This window comes from Fulvivirga maritima, assembly GCF_021389955.1.
Lineage (GTDB): Bacteria > Bacteroidota > Bacteroidia > Cytophagales > Cyclobacteriaceae > Fulvivirga > Fulvivirga maritima.
The window spans coordinates 5,270,289-5,289,185 of record NZ_CP089980.1 but is presented as its reverse complement, the minus strand read 5'-3'; the positions used below and the strand labels follow the sequence as shown (position 1 = coordinate 5,289,185).

The 18,897-nt window shown below is 38.2% G+C and carries 25 protein-coding genes; 21 read left to right on the top strand and 4 right to left on the bottom strand.

The features are described 5' to 3' along the window. The 4 genes from LVD15_RS22295 to LVD15_RS22280 are packed head-to-tail and all read left to right on the top strand — an operon-like array spanning nt 1 to nt 3,126. Nucleotides 1-975, top strand: a complete 975-nt coding sequence (locus LVD15_RS22295) for an NAD(P)H-quinone oxidoreductase (RefSeq protein WP_233777405.1) — start codon at nt 1-3, stop codon at nt 973-975. 16 nt (nt 976-991) lie between these two features. Continuing rightward, nucleotides 992-1,735, top strand: a complete 744-nt coding sequence (locus tag LVD15_RS22290) for a histidine phosphatase family protein (RefSeq protein ID WP_233777404.1) — start codon at nt 992-994, stop codon at nt 1,733-1,735. A gap of 34 nt (nt 1,736-1,769) precedes the next feature. Further along, nucleotides 1,770-2,798, top strand: a complete 1,029-nt coding sequence (locus LVD15_RS22285; RefSeq protein ID WP_233777403.1) for an RHS repeat domain-containing protein — start codon at nt 1,770-1,772, stop codon at nt 2,796-2,798. A gap of 4 nt (nt 2,799-2,802) precedes the next feature. Further along, nucleotides 2,803-3,126, top strand: coding sequence for a hypothetical protein (locus LVD15_RS22280; RefSeq protein ID WP_233777402.1), 324 nt, complete (start codon nt 2,803-2,805; stop codon nt 3,124-3,126). Nucleotides 3,127-3,527: 401 nt separating this feature from the next. Here LVD15_RS22280 and LVD15_RS22275 read toward each other — a convergent pair whose 3' ends face one another. Further along, the gene (locus LVD15_RS22275; protein WP_233777401.1) at nt 3,528-3,878 is read right to left on the bottom strand and encodes an integrase core domain-containing protein; all 351 of its coding nucleotides are present in this window, start codon (nt 3,876-3,878) and stop codon (nt 3,528-3,530) included. Nucleotides 3,879-3,956: 78 nt separating this feature from the next. Between LVD15_RS22275 and LVD15_RS22270 the strand changes: the two genes are divergently transcribed. After that, nucleotides 3,957-5,276, top strand: coding sequence for an IS1380 family transposase (locus LVD15_RS22270; RefSeq protein ID WP_233776077.1), 1,320 nt, complete (start codon nt 3,957-3,959; stop codon nt 5,274-5,276). Here LVD15_RS22270 and LVD15_RS22265 read toward each other — a convergent pair. Next, on the bottom strand, nt 5,266-5,811 hold the full coding sequence (locus tag LVD15_RS22265) for an IS3 family transposase (protein WP_233780997.1): 546 nt from the start codon (nt 5,809-5,811) through the stop codon (nt 5,266-5,268). The genes LVD15_RS22270 and LVD15_RS22265 overlap by 11 nt on opposite strands. Beyond that, nucleotides 5,808-6,122: a transposase gene (locus LVD15_RS22260; protein WP_233776495.1), complete on the bottom strand. Its 315-nt coding sequence runs from the start codon at nt 6,120-6,122 to the stop codon at nt 5,808-5,810. Before LVD15_RS22260 ends, LVD15_RS22265 begins: the two co-directional genes overlap by 4 nt. A 200-nt stretch (nt 6,123-6,322) precedes the next feature. Between LVD15_RS22260 and LVD15_RS22255 the strand changes: the two genes are divergently transcribed. The 7 genes from LVD15_RS22255 (at nt 6,323) to LVD15_RS22225 (ending at nt 10,274) form a co-directional block, all read left to right on the top strand. Beyond that, complete coding sequence (locus tag LVD15_RS22255) at nt 6,323-6,640, top strand: hypothetical protein (protein WP_233777400.1); 318 nt, start codon at nt 6,323-6,325, stop codon at nt 6,638-6,640. Then, the gene (locus tag LVD15_RS22250) at nt 6,628-6,945 is read left to right on the top strand and encodes a hypothetical protein (RefSeq protein ID WP_233777399.1); all 318 of its coding nucleotides are present in this window, start codon (nt 6,628-6,630) and stop codon (nt 6,943-6,945) included. The genes LVD15_RS22255 and LVD15_RS22250 overlap by 13 nt, the downstream gene beginning before the upstream one ends. Before the next feature lie 263 nt (nt 6,946-7,208). Further along, nucleotides 7,209-7,352: a hypothetical protein gene (locus LVD15_RS22245; protein ID WP_233777398.1), complete on the top strand. Its 144-nt coding sequence runs from the start codon at nt 7,209-7,211 to the stop codon at nt 7,350-7,352. Next, nucleotides 7,330-7,776, top strand: coding sequence for a hypothetical protein (locus LVD15_RS22240; RefSeq protein WP_233777397.1), 447 nt, complete (start codon nt 7,330-7,332; stop codon nt 7,774-7,776). The genes LVD15_RS22245 and LVD15_RS22240 overlap by 23 nt, the downstream gene beginning before the upstream one ends. Nucleotides 7,777-8,119: 343 nt before the next feature. After that, complete coding sequence (locus LVD15_RS22235) at nt 8,120-8,401, top strand: hypothetical protein (RefSeq protein ID WP_233777396.1); 282 nt, start codon at nt 8,120-8,122, stop codon at nt 8,399-8,401. 580 nt (nt 8,402-8,981) lie between these two features. Continuing rightward, complete coding sequence (locus LVD15_RS22230; protein ID WP_233777395.1) at nt 8,982-9,299, top strand: hypothetical protein; 318 nt, start codon at nt 8,982-8,984, stop codon at nt 9,297-9,299. A 531-nt stretch (nt 9,300-9,830) separates the two neighbouring features. Next, nucleotides 9,831-10,274, top strand: a complete 444-nt coding sequence (locus LVD15_RS22225) for a COG4315 family predicted lipoprotein (RefSeq protein WP_233777394.1) — start codon at nt 9,831-9,833, stop codon at nt 10,272-10,274. On the opposite strand, the gene LVD15_RS22220 is transcribed toward LVD15_RS22225, so the two are convergent. Then, the gene (locus LVD15_RS22220) at nt 10,188-11,507 is read right to left on the bottom strand and encodes an IS1380 family transposase (protein WP_233776077.1); all 1,320 of its coding nucleotides are present in this window, start codon (nt 11,505-11,507) and stop codon (nt 10,188-10,190) included. The genes LVD15_RS22225 and LVD15_RS22220 overlap by 87 nt on opposite strands. Nucleotides 11,508-11,646: 139 nt before the next feature. Between LVD15_RS22220 and LVD15_RS22215 the strand changes: the two genes are divergently transcribed. The 9 genes from LVD15_RS22215 (at nt 11,647) to LVD15_RS22175 (ending at nt 18,740) form a co-directional block, all read left to right on the top strand. After that, nucleotides 11,647-12,069: a COG4315 family predicted lipoprotein gene (locus LVD15_RS22215; protein WP_233777393.1), complete on the top strand. Its 423-nt coding sequence runs from the start codon at nt 11,647-11,649 to the stop codon at nt 12,067-12,069. Nucleotides 12,070-12,184: 115 nt separating this feature from the next. Next, nucleotides 12,185-12,379 (top strand): hypothetical protein, encoded by a 195-nt coding sequence (locus tag LVD15_RS22210; RefSeq protein WP_233777392.1) that lies wholly within the window; start codon nt 12,185-12,187, stop codon nt 12,377-12,379. A 289-nt stretch (nt 12,380-12,668) separates the two neighbouring features. After that, complete coding sequence (locus tag LVD15_RS22205; RefSeq protein WP_233777391.1) at nt 12,669-12,989, top strand: FAD-binding protein; 321 nt, start codon at nt 12,669-12,671, stop codon at nt 12,987-12,989. Between the two features lie 38 nt (nt 12,990-13,027). Then, nucleotides 13,028-14,182: a D-arabinono-1,4-lactone oxidase gene (locus LVD15_RS22200; RefSeq protein ID WP_233777390.1), complete on the top strand. Its 1,155-nt coding sequence runs from the start codon at nt 13,028-13,030 to the stop codon at nt 14,180-14,182. A 34-nt stretch (nt 14,183-14,216) separates the two neighbouring features. Further along, nucleotides 14,217-15,041 (top strand): N-acetylmuramoyl-L-alanine amidase, encoded by an 825-nt coding sequence (locus tag LVD15_RS22195; RefSeq protein ID WP_233777389.1) that lies wholly within the window; start codon nt 14,217-14,219, stop codon nt 15,039-15,041. A gap of 7 nt (nt 15,042-15,048) precedes the next feature. Beyond that, nucleotides 15,049-15,768 (top strand): DUF5675 family protein, encoded by a 720-nt coding sequence (locus LVD15_RS22190; RefSeq protein ID WP_233777388.1) that lies wholly within the window; start codon nt 15,049-15,051, stop codon nt 15,766-15,768. Between the two features lie 5 nt (nt 15,769-15,773). After that, the gene (locus LVD15_RS22185; protein ID WP_233777387.1) at nt 15,774-16,520 is read left to right on the top strand and encodes a hypothetical protein; all 747 of its coding nucleotides are present in this window, start codon (nt 15,774-15,776) and stop codon (nt 16,518-16,520) included. A gap of 4 nt (nt 16,521-16,524) precedes the next feature. Next, a complete protein-coding gene (locus LVD15_RS22180) occupies nt 16,525-17,118 on the top strand; it encodes a DUF4230 domain-containing protein (protein ID WP_233777386.1) in 594 nt (197 codons plus the stop codon). Continuing rightward, nucleotides 17,118-18,740, top strand: coding sequence for a hypothetical protein (locus tag LVD15_RS22175; RefSeq protein WP_233777385.1), 1,623 nt, complete (start codon nt 17,118-17,120; stop codon nt 18,738-18,740). Before LVD15_RS22180 ends, LVD15_RS22175 begins: the two co-directional genes overlap by 1 nt. Nucleotides 18,741-18,897: the final 157 nt, after the last annotated feature.

Sequence of the window (18,897 nt, the reverse complement as noted above, 5' to 3'; positions counted from 1 at the left end):
ATGAAAGTTATAGCAATTACTCAACCCGGCGAAGCAGATGTATTGAAGCTGCAGGAAAGGCCTACACCAGACATAGCTGAGTCGGAGATACTTATAAATGTAAAAGCAGCAGGCGTTAACAGACCGGATGTAATGCAAAGGCAAGGTAAATACCCGGCCCCAGATGGTGCCCCTGCTGATATCCCCGGCCTTGAAGTGGCAGGAATAGTAGAAAAAAGTAATCATGACCGTTGGAAGGTGGGCGATAAGGTCTGTGCCTTGGTAGCCGGAGGTGGCTATGCGGAGTACGTGAGTGTACCTGGTGATCAGTGTCTTCCTATTCCGGAAGGACTTAGTTATATAGAGGCGGCAGCGCTACCTGAGACCTATTTTACCGTATGGACTAATATTTTTGACATTGGCCAATTTAAAGAAGGAGATAAAGTACTCATTCATGGGGGTACCAGTGGTATTGGTGTGGCGGCTATTCAAATGGTATCAGCCTTGGGTGGTACGGTATTTACTACCGTAGGCAGCGATGAGAAGAAGGCCATGGCCGAAAAGTTAGGTGCTGAAAAGGCCATTAACTATAAGACTCATGATTTTGAAGAAGAAATTAAGGCATTTACCAATAAACAAGGAGTAAATATCATCCTGGATATGATTGGAGGTGAATATACTGCTAGAAACATAAATATTCTTTCTACAGAAGGCAAGTTGATTATGATTAATGCTATGAATGGAAGAATGGGGCAGGTAGATCTGTTGAAAGTAATGAGCAGAAGACTCACTGTAACCGGTTCTACGCTTAGGCCTAGAGATAGTAAGTTCAAACGAAAGATAGGCATGCAGCTGGAAGAAAAAGTATGGCCTTTATTAGAAAATAAGACCATTTCTCCAATCATTTATGATGAAATTCCGCTAGAACAAGCTGCAGAAGCTCATAAGTTAATGGAAAGCAGTAAACACATAGGTAAGATTATATTGACTTTTTGAATTCACCCAATACCTTATGAATAGAGCCATTGCTTTTGTTAATATAGTTTTTGTTTTAATAATATCATCTTTCCATGGTATGGCACAGGAAAAAGTTGGTCTGGATTATATAGAAGAGTACTATGCATCTCAGTCACTAGATTCATGTGTGGTTCCCTTCTATGATTCTACCCGAAATGTAGAGCAGATAATACTTATCAGACACGGGCAGCCAGACGTTTCCCGAAAAGGATGGAAGAACAGGGAAGAGGCCATCATTTTTACAGAAGTGTATGATAGCGTGGGTGTTTTGTCTTTTAAACCAATGCCGTTATGTCCTGAAAATTTGCGTACCGACAGTATTTATTATAGCAATATTCCCAGAGCAAGAAATACAGCAGAGCGTATATTTAAAGATCGGTATGATATGATCGAAGATGCTCGATTCCGAGAGTTTGAAAGAAAAATCATGTGCTTTTTCAATGTAAAGATGCCATTAAGTGTATGGCTCACTACCTCTCGTATTTTATGGCTAATGGGTTTTAATGATAAAGGCATTGAAAGCTTTAAAGAAGCGAAACACAGAGCCAAAGAAAATGCCGAATACCTTGAAAAGAAAGCAGAAGAACAAAGATTGGTGATTCTTGTTGCCCATGGCTGGCATAATAAGTATGTAGCCAAGTACCTGAGAAAAAGAGGATGGGAGCAAGTAAGAAAAGGTGGTAGCAAATACACCGCAATGAACATCCTAGCCAGAGAAATAGAAGAAGTGGATAATTAGGATGGGCTCCTAGCATGAGGGCTGTTTTGAGCTAATGATGATGCCTACCTACATAGGCCGCCTGGGAGTAGACGGCTACAACACCGCCGCCATTTTTGATGACATAAACATCTATAACTACGCCCTAACCTCTAACCATATATGGCAAACCTATAAAGGAAAAACCCTGGAAGAAATAGAGGAGGAAAGCGCCAAAAAGCTACTGGCCCTTACCCAGTATGATTATGGGGCAAGAATCTATAATTCGGCAATAGGCAGATTTTTATCTGTTGACCCTTTAGCAGCTAAGTTCCCGCATATATCGCCTTACGCTTTTGTAGAAAATAATCCGATTAATTTAATAGACCCAGATGGTAGAGAACCTATTAAGCCATTTGCAGGTACAGTAAGCGAATTTATGACTTTTTTCAATAGATTGTCGTCAGGTATAGGAACTTCAAAAGGCAGTACTGCCCATGCAGCTATGATTAGAATGGGTTCTGTAAATTGGAAAAATGGGCTTCCAAGTCCTGCAGCTACAGCTCCTTTTAATACTGCAAAAATTAACGAATCTGATAAAACAGGCAATCGATACATATACACTAAAAAAGGTGGTTGGATAGACATGTCTCATTTTATGTTTTATGCAGGTCGTGGTTATCAAGCAAAGTTAGACAAGCAGCAAGCACAAAACTTAATCAAGGGAATGCGAGAAGCGGGTGTTCCATATTCCGAAATTCCTAAAAATTTGATATCCACTTCAATGAGTGATCCAGTAGACGAAGCTGTTCAGGAAGGTTACATGCAGGAAAAGATGGATCAATACGGCCCAACTTATAGTGCATATAGCTATGAAGATTTACCAAGTGATAAGTTTGGGACTGATTTTTCAGTGAATTATTTTGATCCGAACAGCGAGCTAACATTTGGTGAGCAGTTGCAGAATTATCTGAATAATGTCTTGGAAGCTACAAGTCCGGAGAATGCTCCAAACTATAAGAACTTGCCTACTAAATACCCTGAAAAAGGAGAGTTGCCGAGTGTCCAAAATCGTACCACTCAACCAATGTTCATAAAGGAATAGGATTATGAGATTACTTGTTTTAAAAGGGTTGGTTTTGCTTTTTTCAATTGTGATGATTGGATGCGATAATGCTGAAAAGAAACTGATGAAAGAAGGAGATGAATTGGTTGTTAAAATAGAAAAGTACAAAGTTGAAAACGGACACTTGCCAAATAACTTAGAATCTTTAGGGATAAAAGAAACGATGGAAGGGCCTTTGTACTACGTGAAATGGGATAGTGTGAATTACATGGTTTACTTTGGTACTTCCCTTGGAGAATCGATAATATATTATTCTGATACCAAAGAATGGGATTATCGTCTTAGGGGCATGGGAGAAGATAAGTAATAAGCAGCCCGGCAGAGACCGGGCTCCCCACTGGTCGTAGGTTAAGCGCAGCGGTCCTACGACCTATAATGAGCAAGAGCATTTGCTCGGAATAAGATAAGTGGATGTCTGAAGCTACAATGCGCAGTCAGTATCCTTCCGTTAGTCCGCGTATGTCCGTAGCCGTTGGTGCGCTGTTTTCAACGCGTGCCATCTATGTCCGCTAATCTGGGAAGGAATGATGAAAATTATTTATGATCAAAGTCCTTCTTGTTCAGCATATGTTTATACTAAACTGGTCACGCGTTTTGAAAACGTGGGCCAACGGGGGAAGATGCGTAGATTGCAGAAAAGTTGGAACGTAAAGGTTTTGAAGATATTAATGGAGGTAGTGGATTTGCAACAAAAAACTGGACAATAAGTTAAGCACATTTTGAATAGTTATGGTTATTAAATTGTTCAGGCGTCTTATATCCTAAGTGCGAATGTTTTCTTTTTCTATTATACCATATTTCTATAAATTCGAACAGGTCATTCTTGGCCTGAAGAATACTATAGAAATTGGTATGTTTGACCAGTTCTGACTTCAGTATCTTAAAGAAGTTTTCTGCCACAGCATTATCCCAGCAATTACCTTTTCTACTCATGCTTTGTTGTATACCCTTACTTTTGAGGTGATCTGAAAAAGAATAGGTGGCATACTGCACTCCCCGGTCGGAATGAAATATTAATTGGTTTGTTATTGGCCTATTAATTAAACCCTGATTATGCATTAGAAAACTAAAAGTTTAGAAAATCCTTCGATAATTGTGTAAAAAGATCGATTTTGATGAGGTATAAAAATCACCAGAATGGTTACTCAAAATATAGGGTCTTTACCCATTGAATATTCCTCCAAGCCAGTGACACCCTTTGGAGGGATGAGTTTAATGAAACGATTTATCGATCAGGTAGGGATACGAGAAAAATTAGCCGAACTGGCACTTCCATCTCCTGGTTCTAACCGAGGGTATGACCCCAAGCAAATCGTAGAGAGTTTTTGGCTGAGTATCTGGACAGGGGCTAGTAGATACATCCATTGTGACTGGTTGAGATATGATACTGTTTTACAGTCAATTTTTGGATGGGATGGTATGCCTAGCCAAAGTACCTACAGTCGTTTTTTTGGAAAATTCTCTCAATCCCTAAACAACGAAGTATTTCCAGAGCTTCAACAATGGTTCTTTGACCAGCTCCGTTTAGGAGCACTCACCATTGATTTTGATAGTACTGTGATCACTCGATATGGAGATCAACAAGGGAGTAGTAAAGGTTATAACCCCAACAAAAGAGGGAGAAATTCACATCACCCCTTGATGGCCTTTGTGAGTCAAACCAGAATGGTGGCCAATGCATGGCTCAGGCCAGGCAACACAGCGGCCAGTAGTAGTTGCAGGGAGTTCATGGAAGAAACCTTTAAGCACGCCTTGGCAGGACAAAAAGTAGGTCTGGTAAGGGCCGATAGTGGTTTTTACAACGAAGAAATCATGTCATATCTAGATGAAGAACTCCTCAATTACATTATGGCTGTACGCATGTACCCCAATGTAAAAAGCGAAGTTTGGGGGCTTAAAGATTGGGTCAAACTGGCAAAGGGAATAGAGCTGAACGAGATGGTTTTCAGTCATGAAAACGGTAAGCCAAGACGATACATTATTGTAAAAAAGCAAGTTGACATCAGGCCACATGCAGGAGGCAAGGAACTTTTTGAAGATCAGCCTGGCTATCGATATAGTTGCTATGTGACCAATATGGATTTACCTCTGGATCAGATTTGGAACATGTACAACACCCGCGCCGATTGTGAGAACAGAATTAAGGAATTGAAACAAGATTTTGGGCTTGAAAATTTTTGTTTACAAGATTTTTGGGCAACAGAAGCCTCCTTTCGCTTTATCATGGTGGCTTACAATTTGATGAGTTTATTCAGGCATTTTGCGTTGAACCATCATCGAAAAGCAACCCTATCAACCCTCAGATCCTATTGCTTTGCATTAGGAGCCTGGACAGCAAACCATGCTAATAAAAAGGTTTTAAAAATCTCATTACCCTCCAAAAGAAGACCCTGGATGGAGGGAATATTCTTGAACATATCGTCTACTAGTCCTCCTTTTGATTATTCTAATGAATAATCCGGGTTAAAGCCATTCTCCAGGCTGGCCATATTGTATCATGGCACGCCATAGACCTACTCAATGACCATCCTATAATCTTTCGATCGTACAAATCCATAATGATGGTTAAATACATCCAACCTTGACCAGTGGGGATGTATGTAATATCAGAGACCCATTTATGCCCCGGAAGGTTTGCCTGAAAATCTCTGTTTAATAGGTTTTTAGCTACTGGATAGTTGTGTCTTGATTGGGTGGTAGTTCCTCTGAACTTTCTGCAAATAATACTTCTAATGCCCTGGTTACGCATGATCCTGGCCACTCTGGGGCGAGAGATACGCCAACCCAGGTCTCGTAACTCCTCGGTGATCTTCGGGCTACCATACCTTCCTCTGCTATTGCTGTGTATAGTCCTGATATATGCGGATACCTTTTCATTCTCCAACTTTCTCATTGATGGCCTTCTGTTGCTCCAATTATAGAAACCACTTCTACTGACTTTAAGTACTTTACACATCCTCTCAACACCAAATCTGTGGTTGTATTCCTTTATGAACCGGAATATTTGTTGTCTCCCTTGGAGAAGATGCTTACTGCCTTTTTTAAAATATCCCTTTCTAGTTGGGCTTCACGCAGTTCTCGTTTTAAACGGGCTATCTCCTTTTGTTCTGAGGTTAAATTCTGATTACCATGACCTGAAAAACTACCTTCTTTGTACTCATTGTATTCACGTTTCCATCGGGTAACCAGCTCAGTCCTTAAACCAAGCTCATCAGCTACTTCTCTTGTACTTTTTCCTGACAGGCACAGGTTCACTGCCATCTGTTTAAACTCCTTGTCAAACTCTCTTCTTGCTCTTTTCATATTTAGTAAATTTAACTCAAAAGCGCTTAACTTACTGTCCAATCAAATGTAGCAGGTCCAAAGATCAAAGTCCTTGATGTTGCGCATATGTTTACATCACACTGGTCACGCGTTTTGAAAACACGCACCAACGGGGACCATTACATGGGAAAAAATAAATGACGCTCATTAGTAAAATATTTTATATGTAAATTATGACAATGAATAGTGAGATCATTAAAGAAATAAAATACAATATTTTCAAAGAATCATTTTCTAAAAAGGTCAAAGTAAAAAGTTGGAGTGCTTTTGAAGAACCAATTACATGGAAAAACGTGACTTTTAATAAGAACGATATATTTACCTTGATAATGAAACGCGAGATTGAAAGTGAATTGTCATCATCTATTGGAAAAATTTATGTTTTTGCTGTAGGACTTACTTTAGAGGACTTGAAGGAAGATTTGCCAAAAGGTTACTTAGTGTCCTATTATGTTGATAATATTAATGTTGAGAATGAATTTATATGGATGCTGTAATTGAGAAAAGGAGTATACAAGATGCAATTAGTATTATAGAGGAAAGGAATGGCTTGAACGTTGAGAAAGAGAATATTAGAGCTATAGCTTATATTAAATGTCACGATTTTGATATATCAAGATCGATGCCTCCATTTGGGTATAAGGTAATTTTGCTGATAGGTGATTTAGATATTGCATCGTTTGAAAATAATGAATGGATAACACTAAGGTATACTGAAAGCGGGGTTCTGGTGCACTATTTATTTTCATGCGATTTTGTGCCAGCAGAAATACGCTTTTTGTATAAATATCTGATGAATTAGTTTTTTGTATTGCCCTAGCTGGTTCAAGGTGTACAGAGAAGTGAAAGCCCCATGTTGCCTTCCGTTAGTCCGCGTATGTCCGTAGCCGTTGGTGCGCTGTTTTCAACGCGTGCCATATAGATCCGCTAATCTTGGGAAGGAAAGATTAAAATTATTGATGATCAAAGTCCTTGTTGTTCCGCATATGTTTATACTAAACTGGTCACGCGTTTTGAAAACGGGCTCCAACAGGAGGACTAGCAGAGCCAAGCAATGATGAAAAGATGAAAGGCAAGGATAAAAATGGTATTCAATTGAGTGATGATAATTTAATGAATCAAGGTGATGAGAAGGGAGAGCATATTAGTGGAGAGCAACTTAAGTTCATTGAAAATGCCATAGATAATGATAAAAATAAGAAGAATTAAGTCAGTTTTTTTGCTTGTTGGAGTAATTGTTATTGCACAATGTACAGTAGATGCATTAAAAGACTATGAAGTTGTAGAAACTGATAGGAAAGTGGGTTCTAGGGCTGCTGGGTCTGCTTTGGATAAAACATATCAAGATTCTTTGATGGTTTTCTTTGAACAGGGTTTCAATAAGACAACTATAAAGATCAAAGTAGGGGGTAAGGAGCTATTTAAAAGGAAGATAACTACACATGAAGATGTGGGATTAGCAGATGTGATGAATGTTGGATACAGTAAAGAAGTGAGGAAGTTTAATATTAGTATTGATAATGGAAAATACATTCCAATAAAAGTTATTACTCCGAATAAATATGTGGCAATCAATTATTTTGGAGATACAGTGTATGTCGATTATATGAAATTTTATCCAATGTACGAGTAGACAACTCCTCCCACTTGTCGTAGGTTAAGCGCAGCGGTCCTAAGACCTATCATGTGCAAGAGCATTTGCTCGGATAGCATAAGTGGACTGCTGAGGCTACAGTGCAAAGGCCGTATTTCATGACACCATTTTGTGCTTAAAGAAATGAATTGTACACTCAAGCAATATATGGATCGTAGTGGATGCTATGACCAGATGGGGATATTTGTAACGTACTTATATGGGGGTATAGGAAGAAGTCAAGTCTGGAATTTTAGTCAGCAATACATTGAACTACCATTACAATTTGAATATAAATACAACAGTTGCAGATTTTCAATCTGGCACTGCATATTAAGAATAGATGAAACAAGTTTCAAAGACAATCATAACTGCAGTTATTTCATTCATTGGAGTAATATTAATGTTTGCTATTAATTTTGAGATTATAGACAAAATTGTTGTAACAAATGCTTGTAAATATGATACTTCCAACACCCCAAACGGTTTTATCTTTGATCTTTTTTATGAAATCTCCTCAAATACAGGATATCATCCAGAACCAAGTTATTTTAATTTTGGATTTACAGCGATATTAGGTCTAATATTGGGGCTTTTATTTTCTTATAAACTGATATGGAAGTGAAAAAAATAAAATACGAACGCACAATCGAATAGTTACCAATTGGACATAGGTTAAGCGCAACGGTCCTACGACCTATAATTAGCAAGAGCATATGTTCGGAATAATATAAGTGGATTACTGAGGCTAAAATACACAGTCAGTATTTCATGAATATGAATTTGTGCGTAAAGAACGGAATTTGAGCGCACGCTCAAGCAATATATGCATCGTAGCGGATGCTACAAGCAATTGTGAAAAGCAGGCTTTCATACACGCATTAACCAATAAAAACCGCCATTTCTGAATCATAAAGCATAGCGCAGTGATATCAGGAATCTCACTGATCAGATAGTGTTATCTGAACGGCGAGACCTCAACTCCTGACATCGTTGCGGCCGGGATGACGGTTTGAAGGTGGTTTATGTTGAAAACTACTCATCATAAAAACATGTCGGAATTTTATAACAGAGTTTTAGCATTAACAGCACTTGTCGGGAATGTTACTTTATATGGCGGGTTACTTGTAATGTGTTGATATATAGCTCACTAACTTTGTATTGCAAAACAAGGCACAATTTTATTGATTCTAATTTAATGTGTGATGAAAAAAGGTATTGTATTAACCATTCTATTATGTTCATTTTTGAGCTTAGCAGTAATGGCTCAGCAGCAAAATTTGCAAGGCCCGGCAGCTAAGAATGCTAAACCATGGCATCAAAAGCCAGCAGCAAGAGTATCGGTAGTGCCAGCTGAAGGAAGTTATACCGGGCCTAAGGCTAAAAACGTTAAAATATGGGATAGAAAGCCGCTAAAGTCACATGTGGTATTTATGGTTAAAGATCCTGTAACTGGTCCGAAGGCTAAGAATAGCCAACCTTTTATGAAGGAATATACATATGGTGAATTACAAGTGAAGTAACAAACTCACTTACGATATAAGCGTGAAGCCTCGGTGATAGCAATTGATCCGGGTTTTTTTATTTATAGCTAGCTGAAATGTAGGGGGGAGCAATTTTGTCGGAATTAGATGACTGGTCGTTTTTTAGCAGTTTGATAGTCGGAAATTGACAATCCTATACCGGATTTATGCTAGCTACACAGGCTATAATTGCTCTAGCTTTGCATCAAATAATCATAATAGTTCTAATAATAATAACCACCACTTTAGTCCGATGATCTTATTATACTTTAGGTTAACTGATCATCGGGCTTACTCTAAAATATGAGGTAAATGATCATTTATGTGAATTGAAAATACTTTGCATTTGTAATTCAATTTATTGTTAATCAGATGGTTATGATGACTTTAAAATAATGCTTTAATAAACACTTGAACCTTTTTACTGACTAATCATTGAGTAGGTCTAACAGGCCTTTTCTGGTATTGCTTTGCTTAAAAGCAAACCCTACAGAGAACTTAAATGAATTTAACAAACCTAATTTAATTAAAATGAAAAACGATTCTAACTATTTGAAATTCATGCTATTAATGATCCTTTTTTCGGTTGTTATAGCCTGTAGTGATGATGACGATGAAGTATTAGATGACGAAGAGTTGGCCTTTAATATCAAGGTAATGAGTAGCGCTAGTTTTGGTGATATTCTAGTGAATCAGAATGGTCAAACTATCTATTTTTTTGCTGGTGATGTGACGGGCGAGAGCAATTGTAGCGGTGGCTGTGCTGATGTTTGGCCTATAGTATCCGGAGAAGTAAGTGATTTAGCTTTGTCCAATGGTTTATATGCTTCAGACTTTAAGGCTATTGTAAGAGAAGATGGCGAAACACAACTAACATTTAAACCCGGATTATTCATTAGAATAATCAAAAGGAGGACTAGTAGACGATATGTTCAAGAATATTCCCTCCATCCAGGGTCTTCTTTTGGAGGGTAATGAGATTTTTAAAACCTTTTTATTAGCATGGTTTGCTGTCCAGGCTCCTAATGCAAAGCAATAGGATCTGAGGGTTGATAGGGTTGCTTTTCGATGATGGTTCAACGCAAAATGCCTGAATAAACTCATCAAATTGTAAGCCACCATGATAAAGCGAAAGGAGGCTTCTGTTGCCCAAAAATCTTGTAAACAAAAATTTTCAAGCCCAAAATCTTGTTTCAATTCCTTAATTCTGTTCTCACAATCGGCGCGGGTGTTGTACATGTTCCAAATCTGATCCAGAGGTAAATCCATATTGGTCACATAGCAACTATATCGATAGCCAGGCTGATCTTCAAAAAGTTCCTTGCCTCCTGCATGTGGCCTGATGTCAACTTGCTTTTTTACAATAATGTATCGTCTTGGCTTACCGTTTTCATGACTGAAAACCATCTCGTTCAGCTCTATTCCCTTTGCCAGTTTGACCCAATCTTTAAGCCCCCAAACTTCGCTTTTTACATTGGGGTACATGCGTACAGCCATAATGTAATTGAGGAGTTCTTCATCTAGATATGACATGATTTCTTCGTTGTAAAAACCACTATCGGCCCTTACCAGACCTACTTTTTGTCCTGCCAAGGCGTGCTTAAAGGTTTCTTCCATGAACTCCCTGCAACTACTACTGGCCGCTGTGTTGCCTGGCCTGAGCCATGCATTGGCCACCATTCTGGTTTGACTCACAAAGGCCATCAAGGGGTGATGTGAATTTCTCCCTCTTTTGTTGGGGTTATAACCTTTACTACTCCCTTGTTGATCTCCATATCGAGTGATCACAGTACTATCAAAATCAATGGTGAGTGCTCCTAAACGGAGCTGGTCAAAGAACCATTGTTGAAGCTCTGGAAATACTTCGTTGTTTAGGGATTGAGAGAATTTTCCAAAAAAACGACTGTAGGTACTTTGGCTAGGCATACCATCCCATCCAAAAATTGACTGTAAAACAGTATCATATCTCAACCAGTCACAATGGATGTATCTACTAGCCCCTGTCCAGATACTCAGCCAAAAACTCTCTACGATTTGCTTGGGGTCATACCCTCGGTTAGAACCAGGAGATGGAAGTGCCAGTTCGGCTAATTTTTCTCGTATCCCTACCTGATCGATAAATCGTTTCATTAAACTCATCCCTCCAAAGGGTGTCACTGGCTTGGAGGAATATTCAATGGGTAAAGACCCTATATTTTGAGTAACCATTCTGGTGATTTTTATACCTCATCAAAATCGATCTTTTTACACAATTATCGAAGGATTTTCTAAACTTTTAGTTTTCTAATGCATAATCAGGGTTAAAGGCTGGCCACTATATTATTTTTCACCGGAAGGTGACGGGGTTTTGGAACCAACTGGAGACATCCAGGGTGACGGGAAAGGAGGAGCTTTCTTTGTGGCTAAACCAGACTATACTATTATGCTGGGCAGACAAACAATCAATGGAGGAGACGATCAGACCGCATATATTGTAGATGGCTTAGGTGTTAGCTTGTATGACTTCACTAATGATGAGGCAAATGTAAGTAACTGCTCAGGTGGTTGTGCAGAAGCCTGGCCTCCATTCAATACAGAAGACATGATATTGCCTTCTATATTAAGTGCAAATGATTTTGATTCTTTCCAAAGAGAAGATGAACTGGGCTACCAGGTAACATTTAAAGGAAACCCATTATACTATTTTAATAATGATAATAAAACACGCGGTAATGTGCTTGGTGAAGGTGGAGCTAACGGACAGTTTTTTGTGGTGAAACCCTCTTTATAATAAAATTGAAAGGTAATAAATGACTGAGAATCACCAGATAATATAAAGGTTTCTTCTCAGTCATTCAATTTCTATTGTTTAACTTCGTTATGATTGGAAACACATAAGAAGAACAATGGATAATAGTGAAAAGCTGAATACACTCACTGATTATTATTTAAATCTACAGGCCGAGCTGACCAATAAAGGACTTATAACTTTATTACCGAATGGCACCCAAGAAGTACGGTTTTATAAGAAGAGTTCTAAGCATCTGGCTACTTCAGAAGTGTTACAGTTACTGGCGAGTAAACCAGATTTCTCTCACTAAACACACCTTTCAAGAAGCTTATATTGCGGCAAATAGAAATAAGTCACTCCAGTATTACAAGGAGCTGAGGTGGATTAATCTATTATCACATTTAATAAGTTTATAACGTAATCTTTTTTGTATGATCAGGTAGTAACCAACAGTTAAAATGGGGAAAAATACCCATCTGTTAATGTTGGTTTTTACTAGTTATATGTGGTAAATTATACGTTCTATTGGTTATAATGCATAGACTAAACCTTTCAATAGCTGGCTTCAGACCATGCTCTTGATCAAAAAACTACCACCTATGTCAAAAAAACATCTCAAGAACAAAAGGCTGTTTTTCGGTCGGCCTGTATGGCAGAACAGCACCAAAACTTTAAAAGTTGAGCCTTTACTTTTTCTGGAGCCTAAGAGTCTCGAGGAGTTAGAAGACATGGTTCAAAAAGGAATAACAGAGGATATTCCGGTAAGGGCAGTAGGGGCTGGGCATTCATTTTCTACCGCGCCAGAATCTCAGGGCATTTTAGTCAGTACTGATCATCTCAATAAAGTAGAAACTTATCCCTACGCTGGGAATCCTAATTATATAGAAGTACAAGGAGGCATCACAAGCTACATGATCTAAATGAAAAGCTTGAAAACCTTAATCTGTGTATTCCTACTATGGGTGGTATAGACCATCAAAGTATTGCAGGAGCCATATCAACAGGTACGCATGGGAGCTCTCATTTATTGGGCGGCATGTCTAAAATGGTGAAATCCATTGTAGTGGTAACTCATGATCAGAAAAATAGTTGTAAAGTAAAGACTTACCGGATAGAGCCAGCCAGTAATCCGGTTACTGATGCAGAGCACTATGCTGGGCCGGAGCTCATACTTAATGATGATATTTTTAATGCCGCCGTAGTTTGCTTTGGGCTTATGGGAGTGATCTATTCTTATGTAATGGAAGTAGAGCCGATGTATTACCTCAATGAATGCCGAAAAGTAACTACCTGGGATCAGGTGAAGCCTGAATTAAAAAATAAGAAGATATTCGTGGGGTTTCAAAGTGTACTGGTGCAGATTAACCCTTATCAGGTAAAAGACAAGCCTAACAAGGCTTTGGTGCTTACCCATGAGCGCTTTATGCATACAGACAAAAGCTTGTTCATGCAAAAAGTGAAACATAAAATAGGAGATAATATCAAGCGGATGACCAGATCACTATCTTATGTGCTGGCTAGTGTATTTCCTTACTTTGTTTACATCATGATCTGGCGCATTAACAAGTATCCTGATTATGTGCCTCGTTTTGTAGATACCGCGATTAAGTCGCAAAAAGATGAGTCATATATTAACAAAGGACATAAAGTCATGTATCAGGGGTTAGATTACGTGAAGGAGCGTGCCTATGATTGTGAAATAGTAATTAGAATGGATAACGATGGTAAGTACCTGAATTTTATTGATGAACTCATCACTTATTTGGTTTACTTACATGATCAGTTTCAGGTGCATATTACCTCTCCCTTAGGTCTTCGATTTGTGAAAGCTTCAGAGGCCTTGCTCACAGCAGAGCAGGGTTATGATGTTTGTTATATCGATACTCCTGTTTTGAAACACATTTATGGTAGAGAAGTGCTGCTAAATAAGATTCAAAAGTTCGCACTGAAACGAGGTGCCAGGCTACATTGGGGTAAGCTTAACTTTCAGATGGACAAAACAGATACAGAAAGACTTTATCCAAAATATGGCCTATTTATGGAAATAATAAAGAAGTTTAACCCGAGTAAAGTATTTTCAAACGCTTTTACCAAGAGAGTTGTGGATTATTAACACTTAAAAAGATCATCTAAACCTAAAAATGAATATGAAAATAATTGACCATCAGCTTCAAGGAGAAAAGGTCACATATCAGCCAACACCTAATTACTATAATCCTCCTTTTAGAACCTCTTCAGGTCTTCCTGATGCTATAGTAATTCACTACACAGCCATGACTTCTGTAGAAGGAGCGGTTAAGGTGCTTACCACTAAATATGAAAAAGGTAATGCTTCAGCACATTTGGTAATAGGCAAACAAGGCGAGATAGTACAGCTATCTAATTTTAACTTTCGCACCTGGCATGCAGGAAAGAGTCAATATAATGGTAGAAGTGGATATAATAGCTATTCTATTGGTATTGAAATAGATAATGTAGGCTGGCTTAATAAAATGGAAGATGGCACTTTCAGTAGACATAAGCTGGGAAAGTCATTTACTCAAGATCAGATTGTTCAATGTCCGCATTTTAACCCTAACGTGCATTACCAATATTGGGAAAGATTCACTGATAGCCAGATAGAAACTGTGACAGAAATTTGTCAGCTATTGTATGAGCTTTATGGAATAAAAGAAATATTAGGCCATGATGAGATCGCTCCGGATAGAAAGCAGGACCCAGGACCTGCGTTTGACATCAGACAATTAAGAAATGATGTACTCAAAAATCGCTCTGATGAAGGTGAATCTGGCGTGGTGAGTGCCAGCATGCTGAATATCCGAGCTGGAGCTGGTACCAATTTTGATAAGGTGGCACAGCCTTTAATAAGGAACACCGAAGTAGAGATTTTAGAAGAAAGTGGTGATTGGTACAAGGTGAAAACTTCTATTGAAGGGTGGGTGAGCAAGGATTTTATTGAGATTAAAAAATAATCTAGCCATGAAAAAGCTTGGCCTATTAATAACCATAGCGCTTGTAACTCTGGCTATCATCTATTTTATTAAGAATCCTGATGTTTTTGAAGACATCTGGCTTTGGATTATAGGTTTAATAGGAGTAGTTAAAGAATTGACATCCAAATTGTTAAATATAGGAAAGGAAAGGGTAAATGGTAAGAAGTCCGTTAGTAATAAGCCATTAGATTATAAAGTCATTAAAGGAATTGTTGAAGATGATTTTCAAGGACTTACCATCACTTTGCTCCGATATTCTGATGATAAGGAAACCACGGTAGGTTTACTTTACCTCAATGGCCAGTACTATTGTTATACCTTAGAAGATACTTTTAGAAGTAAAAAAATTGCCAACCAAACCCGCATTCCTGCAGGCACTTATCAAGTTGCTTTCAGAAGGTTAGAAACCAACCTTACTAAAAAGTATAGAGATCGGTTTCCTGATTGGTTTGATTACCATCTGGAAGTTCAAAACGTGCCTCAGTTTACCGGAATATATATTCATAACGGTGGTACGCACAAAGATACCAGTGGCTGCATTCTGGTGTCTGATAGTCTGAGCGTATCATCCAAAAGCACTTATCTAAGCAATTCAAGAGAAACATTTAAAAGACTCTATTTATATCTAAAATCTAATATAGAACAAGGCATTCAGGTGAGGTTGGTTATAAAGGATGAAAACTGGTTTGCCCACCTAACCGCGTAAAATTTATGGAATCTATTCAAAACGATATTTCTGTTAAAGAAGCACGAGCGTCAATCAGTAAACTGAATCGGCTGTTGCTATTCGGTATAGGCTTGGTAGAATTGATACTATTAGGCTTAATGGTTTATGTTACCTTTTTCCAATACCCTAAAAAAGACGATGAGATCGATATTTTCAGTGTTATGGCCATGGATCTTGTTTTATTATGGCTGGGTGTGGTGATCGGTTATTATAGCTGGGCGGTTTATCACTACAATATCAATTTTGGTTTAACGAATGAAGACTGGGCCCGAATCAGAAGACAGCAGGAGTTAGGCCTGGAGACAGAGGTTGTCAATGAAAACCCTCATAAAGATCAAACACTGGGGCTGCCTGAAGGCACCGTGCGGGGTACTCTAGCGCTTACACTTGCCGTAGGTGCCCTGAGCATGCTTATGGCTTCTCTTGGTATGGAAGATAGAATGCCTGTTAATATGCTGTTTATAGATGTTTTTGAATTCTTTAAAACGGCCTTTTTGATGATGATTGCCTTCTATTTTGGTAATAAGTCATTACAGTACCTTAATGATGGGTCTAACACCGTAAAAAGTGCGGATAGCAACAACCCTTCGCAGCAGATAGCTCCACCACCTGAACCAGCCAGCACCGAAGGGTCAACGGCCAGGCATATTTTGAATGATGATATGGCAGATACCGAAAATGAGCCATTACCTGATGATAATGACTTTAACAAATCAGGAGCTGTAGGTTAAGCTTATGAGCAGGTTCATTTCCATATTAATGATTTCGCTTACAATATACAGCTGTAAGCAAGACAAAAGGACACTGGTAATCAGTAAGATACAGGCGGCCTCTAAATTGGCTACTACAGAAACGGTGATTGATAAAACAGTGGTAGGCACCAAAACCAAAAGGTTACTAGGCCTTATAAAACTCAATGAAGCCAATTTTGTGGCTTATACCGAAGCTACCGTAAAAACAGGTATTGACCTTAATAAGCTTACAAAGGATGATATTGAAATTAATGAAAAGGAAATATCCATTCATCTTCCACCCGTAGAGGTGCTTGATTTCTCTTACCCTTTTCAAAAATTTGAAATAGACAGCACCATTTTGAGAGATTCATGGGTAAATCGGTTCGATATACTTGATTATGAAGAGTTTTACCGCCAAGCGGAAGTGGATATTAGAAATCAACTTCAGTATACAGGCATCATTGAGGCAACCCAAAACAGAACTCGAACATTATTTCAAAGCTTGCTCAAAAATCTGGGTTATGAGGCTGTGTTTATAGAATTTTCTCCTACAGAAGCGCTTTTTCAACCTATCATAATGGAGGACCCAAAGTGATGTTTATTACTAATATAATCAAGGCCATACCATTTGTAATACAGATTATTATAGTGATAGCTGCAGTGGTATTGTTCGCTTATTTAGATCCTTTTAATCTCATGGAGGCTAAGCCTAAACTAAAAAATACGCCGGTAGATGTGCAGAGTATCAAAGACATTGGAGAGCTTATTACCGCAGAGTATTATGGTGAAGTGGTGAGTTCATATGTACATGAATTAAATGAGCTATATACGGAAGAAATTGAGCAAATGACTTCTGAGATATCTGAGCTTCATGCTGATTTTGTAACGACTATCCAATGGTTAAAAAATGCTTATTCAACGGATGCGTTTAGAAGAACAAAAGCTTATGATGAATTTGTAGAAAGCATGGGCGATAGTTTGCTGTCATCTCAGCAGTATGAGGTTTATATTAATTATGTATATCGAAGGTTAACGGGCAAGCAATATAAATCAAAGCATTTAGATGATCAGCTTAGTAGTAGGAGACATAAAAAGCTGATCAAAGAACTAATTACAGATAAGAATGAGGAATCATATAATGCTTTAAAGAAAGCCAATTTTATTGATAATCTAATTGCTACCTATGATGTGGAATTAAAAAAGGAAGGCAAAACCAAGCGGAGAAATACTAATCTGGTCATGTTAGGGCGTGGCTGGGTAAAGGCTGGTTTTAACTTTGTCGATTTTAATAACGATAACTTTAGATATATCAGTGAAACTAAGCGGCTTTATGTCATTGGGCTGCAGCCACAAATTATTTCAGCAACTATTAATCCGTGGTTTATTCCTGAAAAAGGAGTAGAGGGCTTCGAATTTTTAATAGTAGAACGAAAGGTGAAGCGCGATTATAAAGTAGTGCAAATGGTAAAACAGCGTTGTCTTGATGAGTTGGTGCGCAAGGCTAATGAGAGAGAAATTCTTACTAAGGCGCTGGAGAATGCTAAAGTGTCATTAAAGGCCTTTTTTAGTTTGATTTTGGATGATGATGTGGTTAGCGTAGAGTTTTATGATAATGAACTGGAATATACTGCTAATAACATTCTGGCCGACTCCGTTTTAACTGGTGAAGAACTGATACTTATCCATCATTTGTTCAGGAAGAAAGAGATTTCAGGAGTACAATCTGAAAACATGGAAAAGGCGAAGCGTGAATTCCTAAATCATATTACAGGACGAAATAAGTTATACCCAAAGCCAAAAATAGTCATTGATCAAACTACTTTCGAAACCTGGTCCCCTGAATTGGCCCTGCAATATGAGATCACTAAAGATGGTATTTATGATCAAATAACTGATTCATTAAGAATAGTAGAATATAGCCGGTACTATTCTCAATTCACTGATGATAGCTTATACAACGTATGTGATCAGGCTAAAATCAAAAATTCTTATAACTATATTCTTGATCATACGCAAAGCTATTATGGCTATGATACATCTTTAGCAAATGACTCTACTAAACTTCCCGAAAGGGTAGAAAAATTGCCTTACACATGGATTGTCGACAGTGATGATAATAAAGTAGGTTATGAAGTGCCTATAAATCAAAATGGGGTGTCTTTAGGCAGTTTAATGACTCTAAAGGAGTATCAAAGCATATGGCAATGTGAACCATGATAATCAATGAGTAAAACCGTCAATAGTCAGGGGTGTGACCATTGGCATGTAATGAATACGATTAATAATTATCTATACCCTAAGGATTTACGGACTTAGATAATGTTAAAGTACCCCAATGCCATTATGGGGAAAAATACCCTGTTATTATTATATA

Coding starts and splice junctions, on each gene's coding strand:
- LVD15_RS22295 (WP_233777405.1), top strand. CDS start 1: ATGAAAGTTATAGCAATTACTCAACCCGGCGAAGCAGATGTATTGAAG.
- LVD15_RS22290 (WP_233777404.1), top strand. CDS start 992: ATGAATAGAGCCATTGCTTTTGTTAATATAGTTTTTGTTTTAATAATA.
- LVD15_RS22285 (WP_233777403.1), top strand. CDS start 1,770: ATGATGATGCCTACCTACATAGGCCGCCTGGGAGTAGACGGCTACAAC.
- LVD15_RS22280 (WP_233777402.1), top strand. CDS start 2,803: ATGAGATTACTTGTTTTAAAAGGGTTGGTTTTGCTTTTTTCAATTGTG.
- LVD15_RS22275 (WP_233777401.1), bottom strand. CDS start 3,878: ATGCATAATCAGGGTTTAATTAATAGGCCAATAACAAACCAATTAATA.
- LVD15_RS22270 (WP_233776077.1), top strand. CDS start 3,957: ATGGTTACTCAAAATATAGGGTCTTTACCCATTGAATATTCCTCCAAG.
- LVD15_RS22260 (WP_233776495.1), bottom strand. CDS start 6,122: ATGAAAAGAGCAAGAAGAGAGTTTGACAAGGAGTTTAAACAGATGGCA.
- LVD15_RS22255 (WP_233777400.1), top strand. CDS start 6,323: ATGAATAGTGAGATCATTAAAGAAATAAAATACAATATTTTCAAAGAA.
- LVD15_RS22250 (WP_233777399.1), top strand. CDS start 6,628: ATGGATGCTGTAATTGAGAAAAGGAGTATACAAGATGCAATTAGTATT.
- LVD15_RS22245 (WP_233777398.1), top strand. CDS start 7,209: ATGAAAGGCAAGGATAAAAATGGTATTCAATTGAGTGATGATAATTTA.
- LVD15_RS22240 (WP_233777397.1), top strand. CDS start 7,330: ATGATAAAAATAAGAAGAATTAAGTCAGTTTTTTTGCTTGTTGGAGTA.
- LVD15_RS22235 (WP_233777396.1), top strand. CDS start 8,120: ATGAAACAAGTTTCAAAGACAATCATAACTGCAGTTATTTCATTCATT.
- LVD15_RS22230 (WP_233777395.1), top strand. CDS start 8,982: ATGAAAAAAGGTATTGTATTAACCATTCTATTATGTTCATTTTTGAGC.
- LVD15_RS22225 (WP_233777394.1), top strand. CDS start 9,831: ATGAAAAACGATTCTAACTATTTGAAATTCATGCTATTAATGATCCTT.
- LVD15_RS22220 (WP_233776077.1), bottom strand. CDS start 11,507: ATGGTTACTCAAAATATAGGGTCTTTACCCATTGAATATTCCTCCAAG.
- LVD15_RS22210 (WP_233777392.1), top strand. CDS start 12,185: ATGGATAATAGTGAAAAGCTGAATACACTCACTGATTATTATTTAAAT.
- LVD15_RS22205 (WP_233777391.1), top strand. CDS start 12,669: ATGTCAAAAAAACATCTCAAGAACAAAAGGCTGTTTTTCGGTCGGCCT.
- LVD15_RS22200 (WP_233777390.1), top strand. CDS start 13,028: ATGGGTGGTATAGACCATCAAAGTATTGCAGGAGCCATATCAACAGGT.
- LVD15_RS22195 (WP_233777389.1), top strand. CDS start 14,217: ATGAAAATAATTGACCATCAGCTTCAAGGAGAAAAGGTCACATATCAG.
- LVD15_RS22190 (WP_233777388.1), top strand. CDS start 15,049: ATGAAAAAGCTTGGCCTATTAATAACCATAGCGCTTGTAACTCTGGCT.
- LVD15_RS22185 (WP_233777387.1), top strand. CDS start 15,774: ATGGAATCTATTCAAAACGATATTTCTGTTAAAGAAGCACGAGCGTCA.
- LVD15_RS22180 (WP_233777386.1), top strand. CDS start 16,525: ATGAGCAGGTTCATTTCCATATTAATGATTTCGCTTACAATATACAGC.
- LVD15_RS22175 (WP_233777385.1), top strand. CDS start 17,118: ATGTTTATTACTAATATAATCAAGGCCATACCATTTGTAATACAGATT.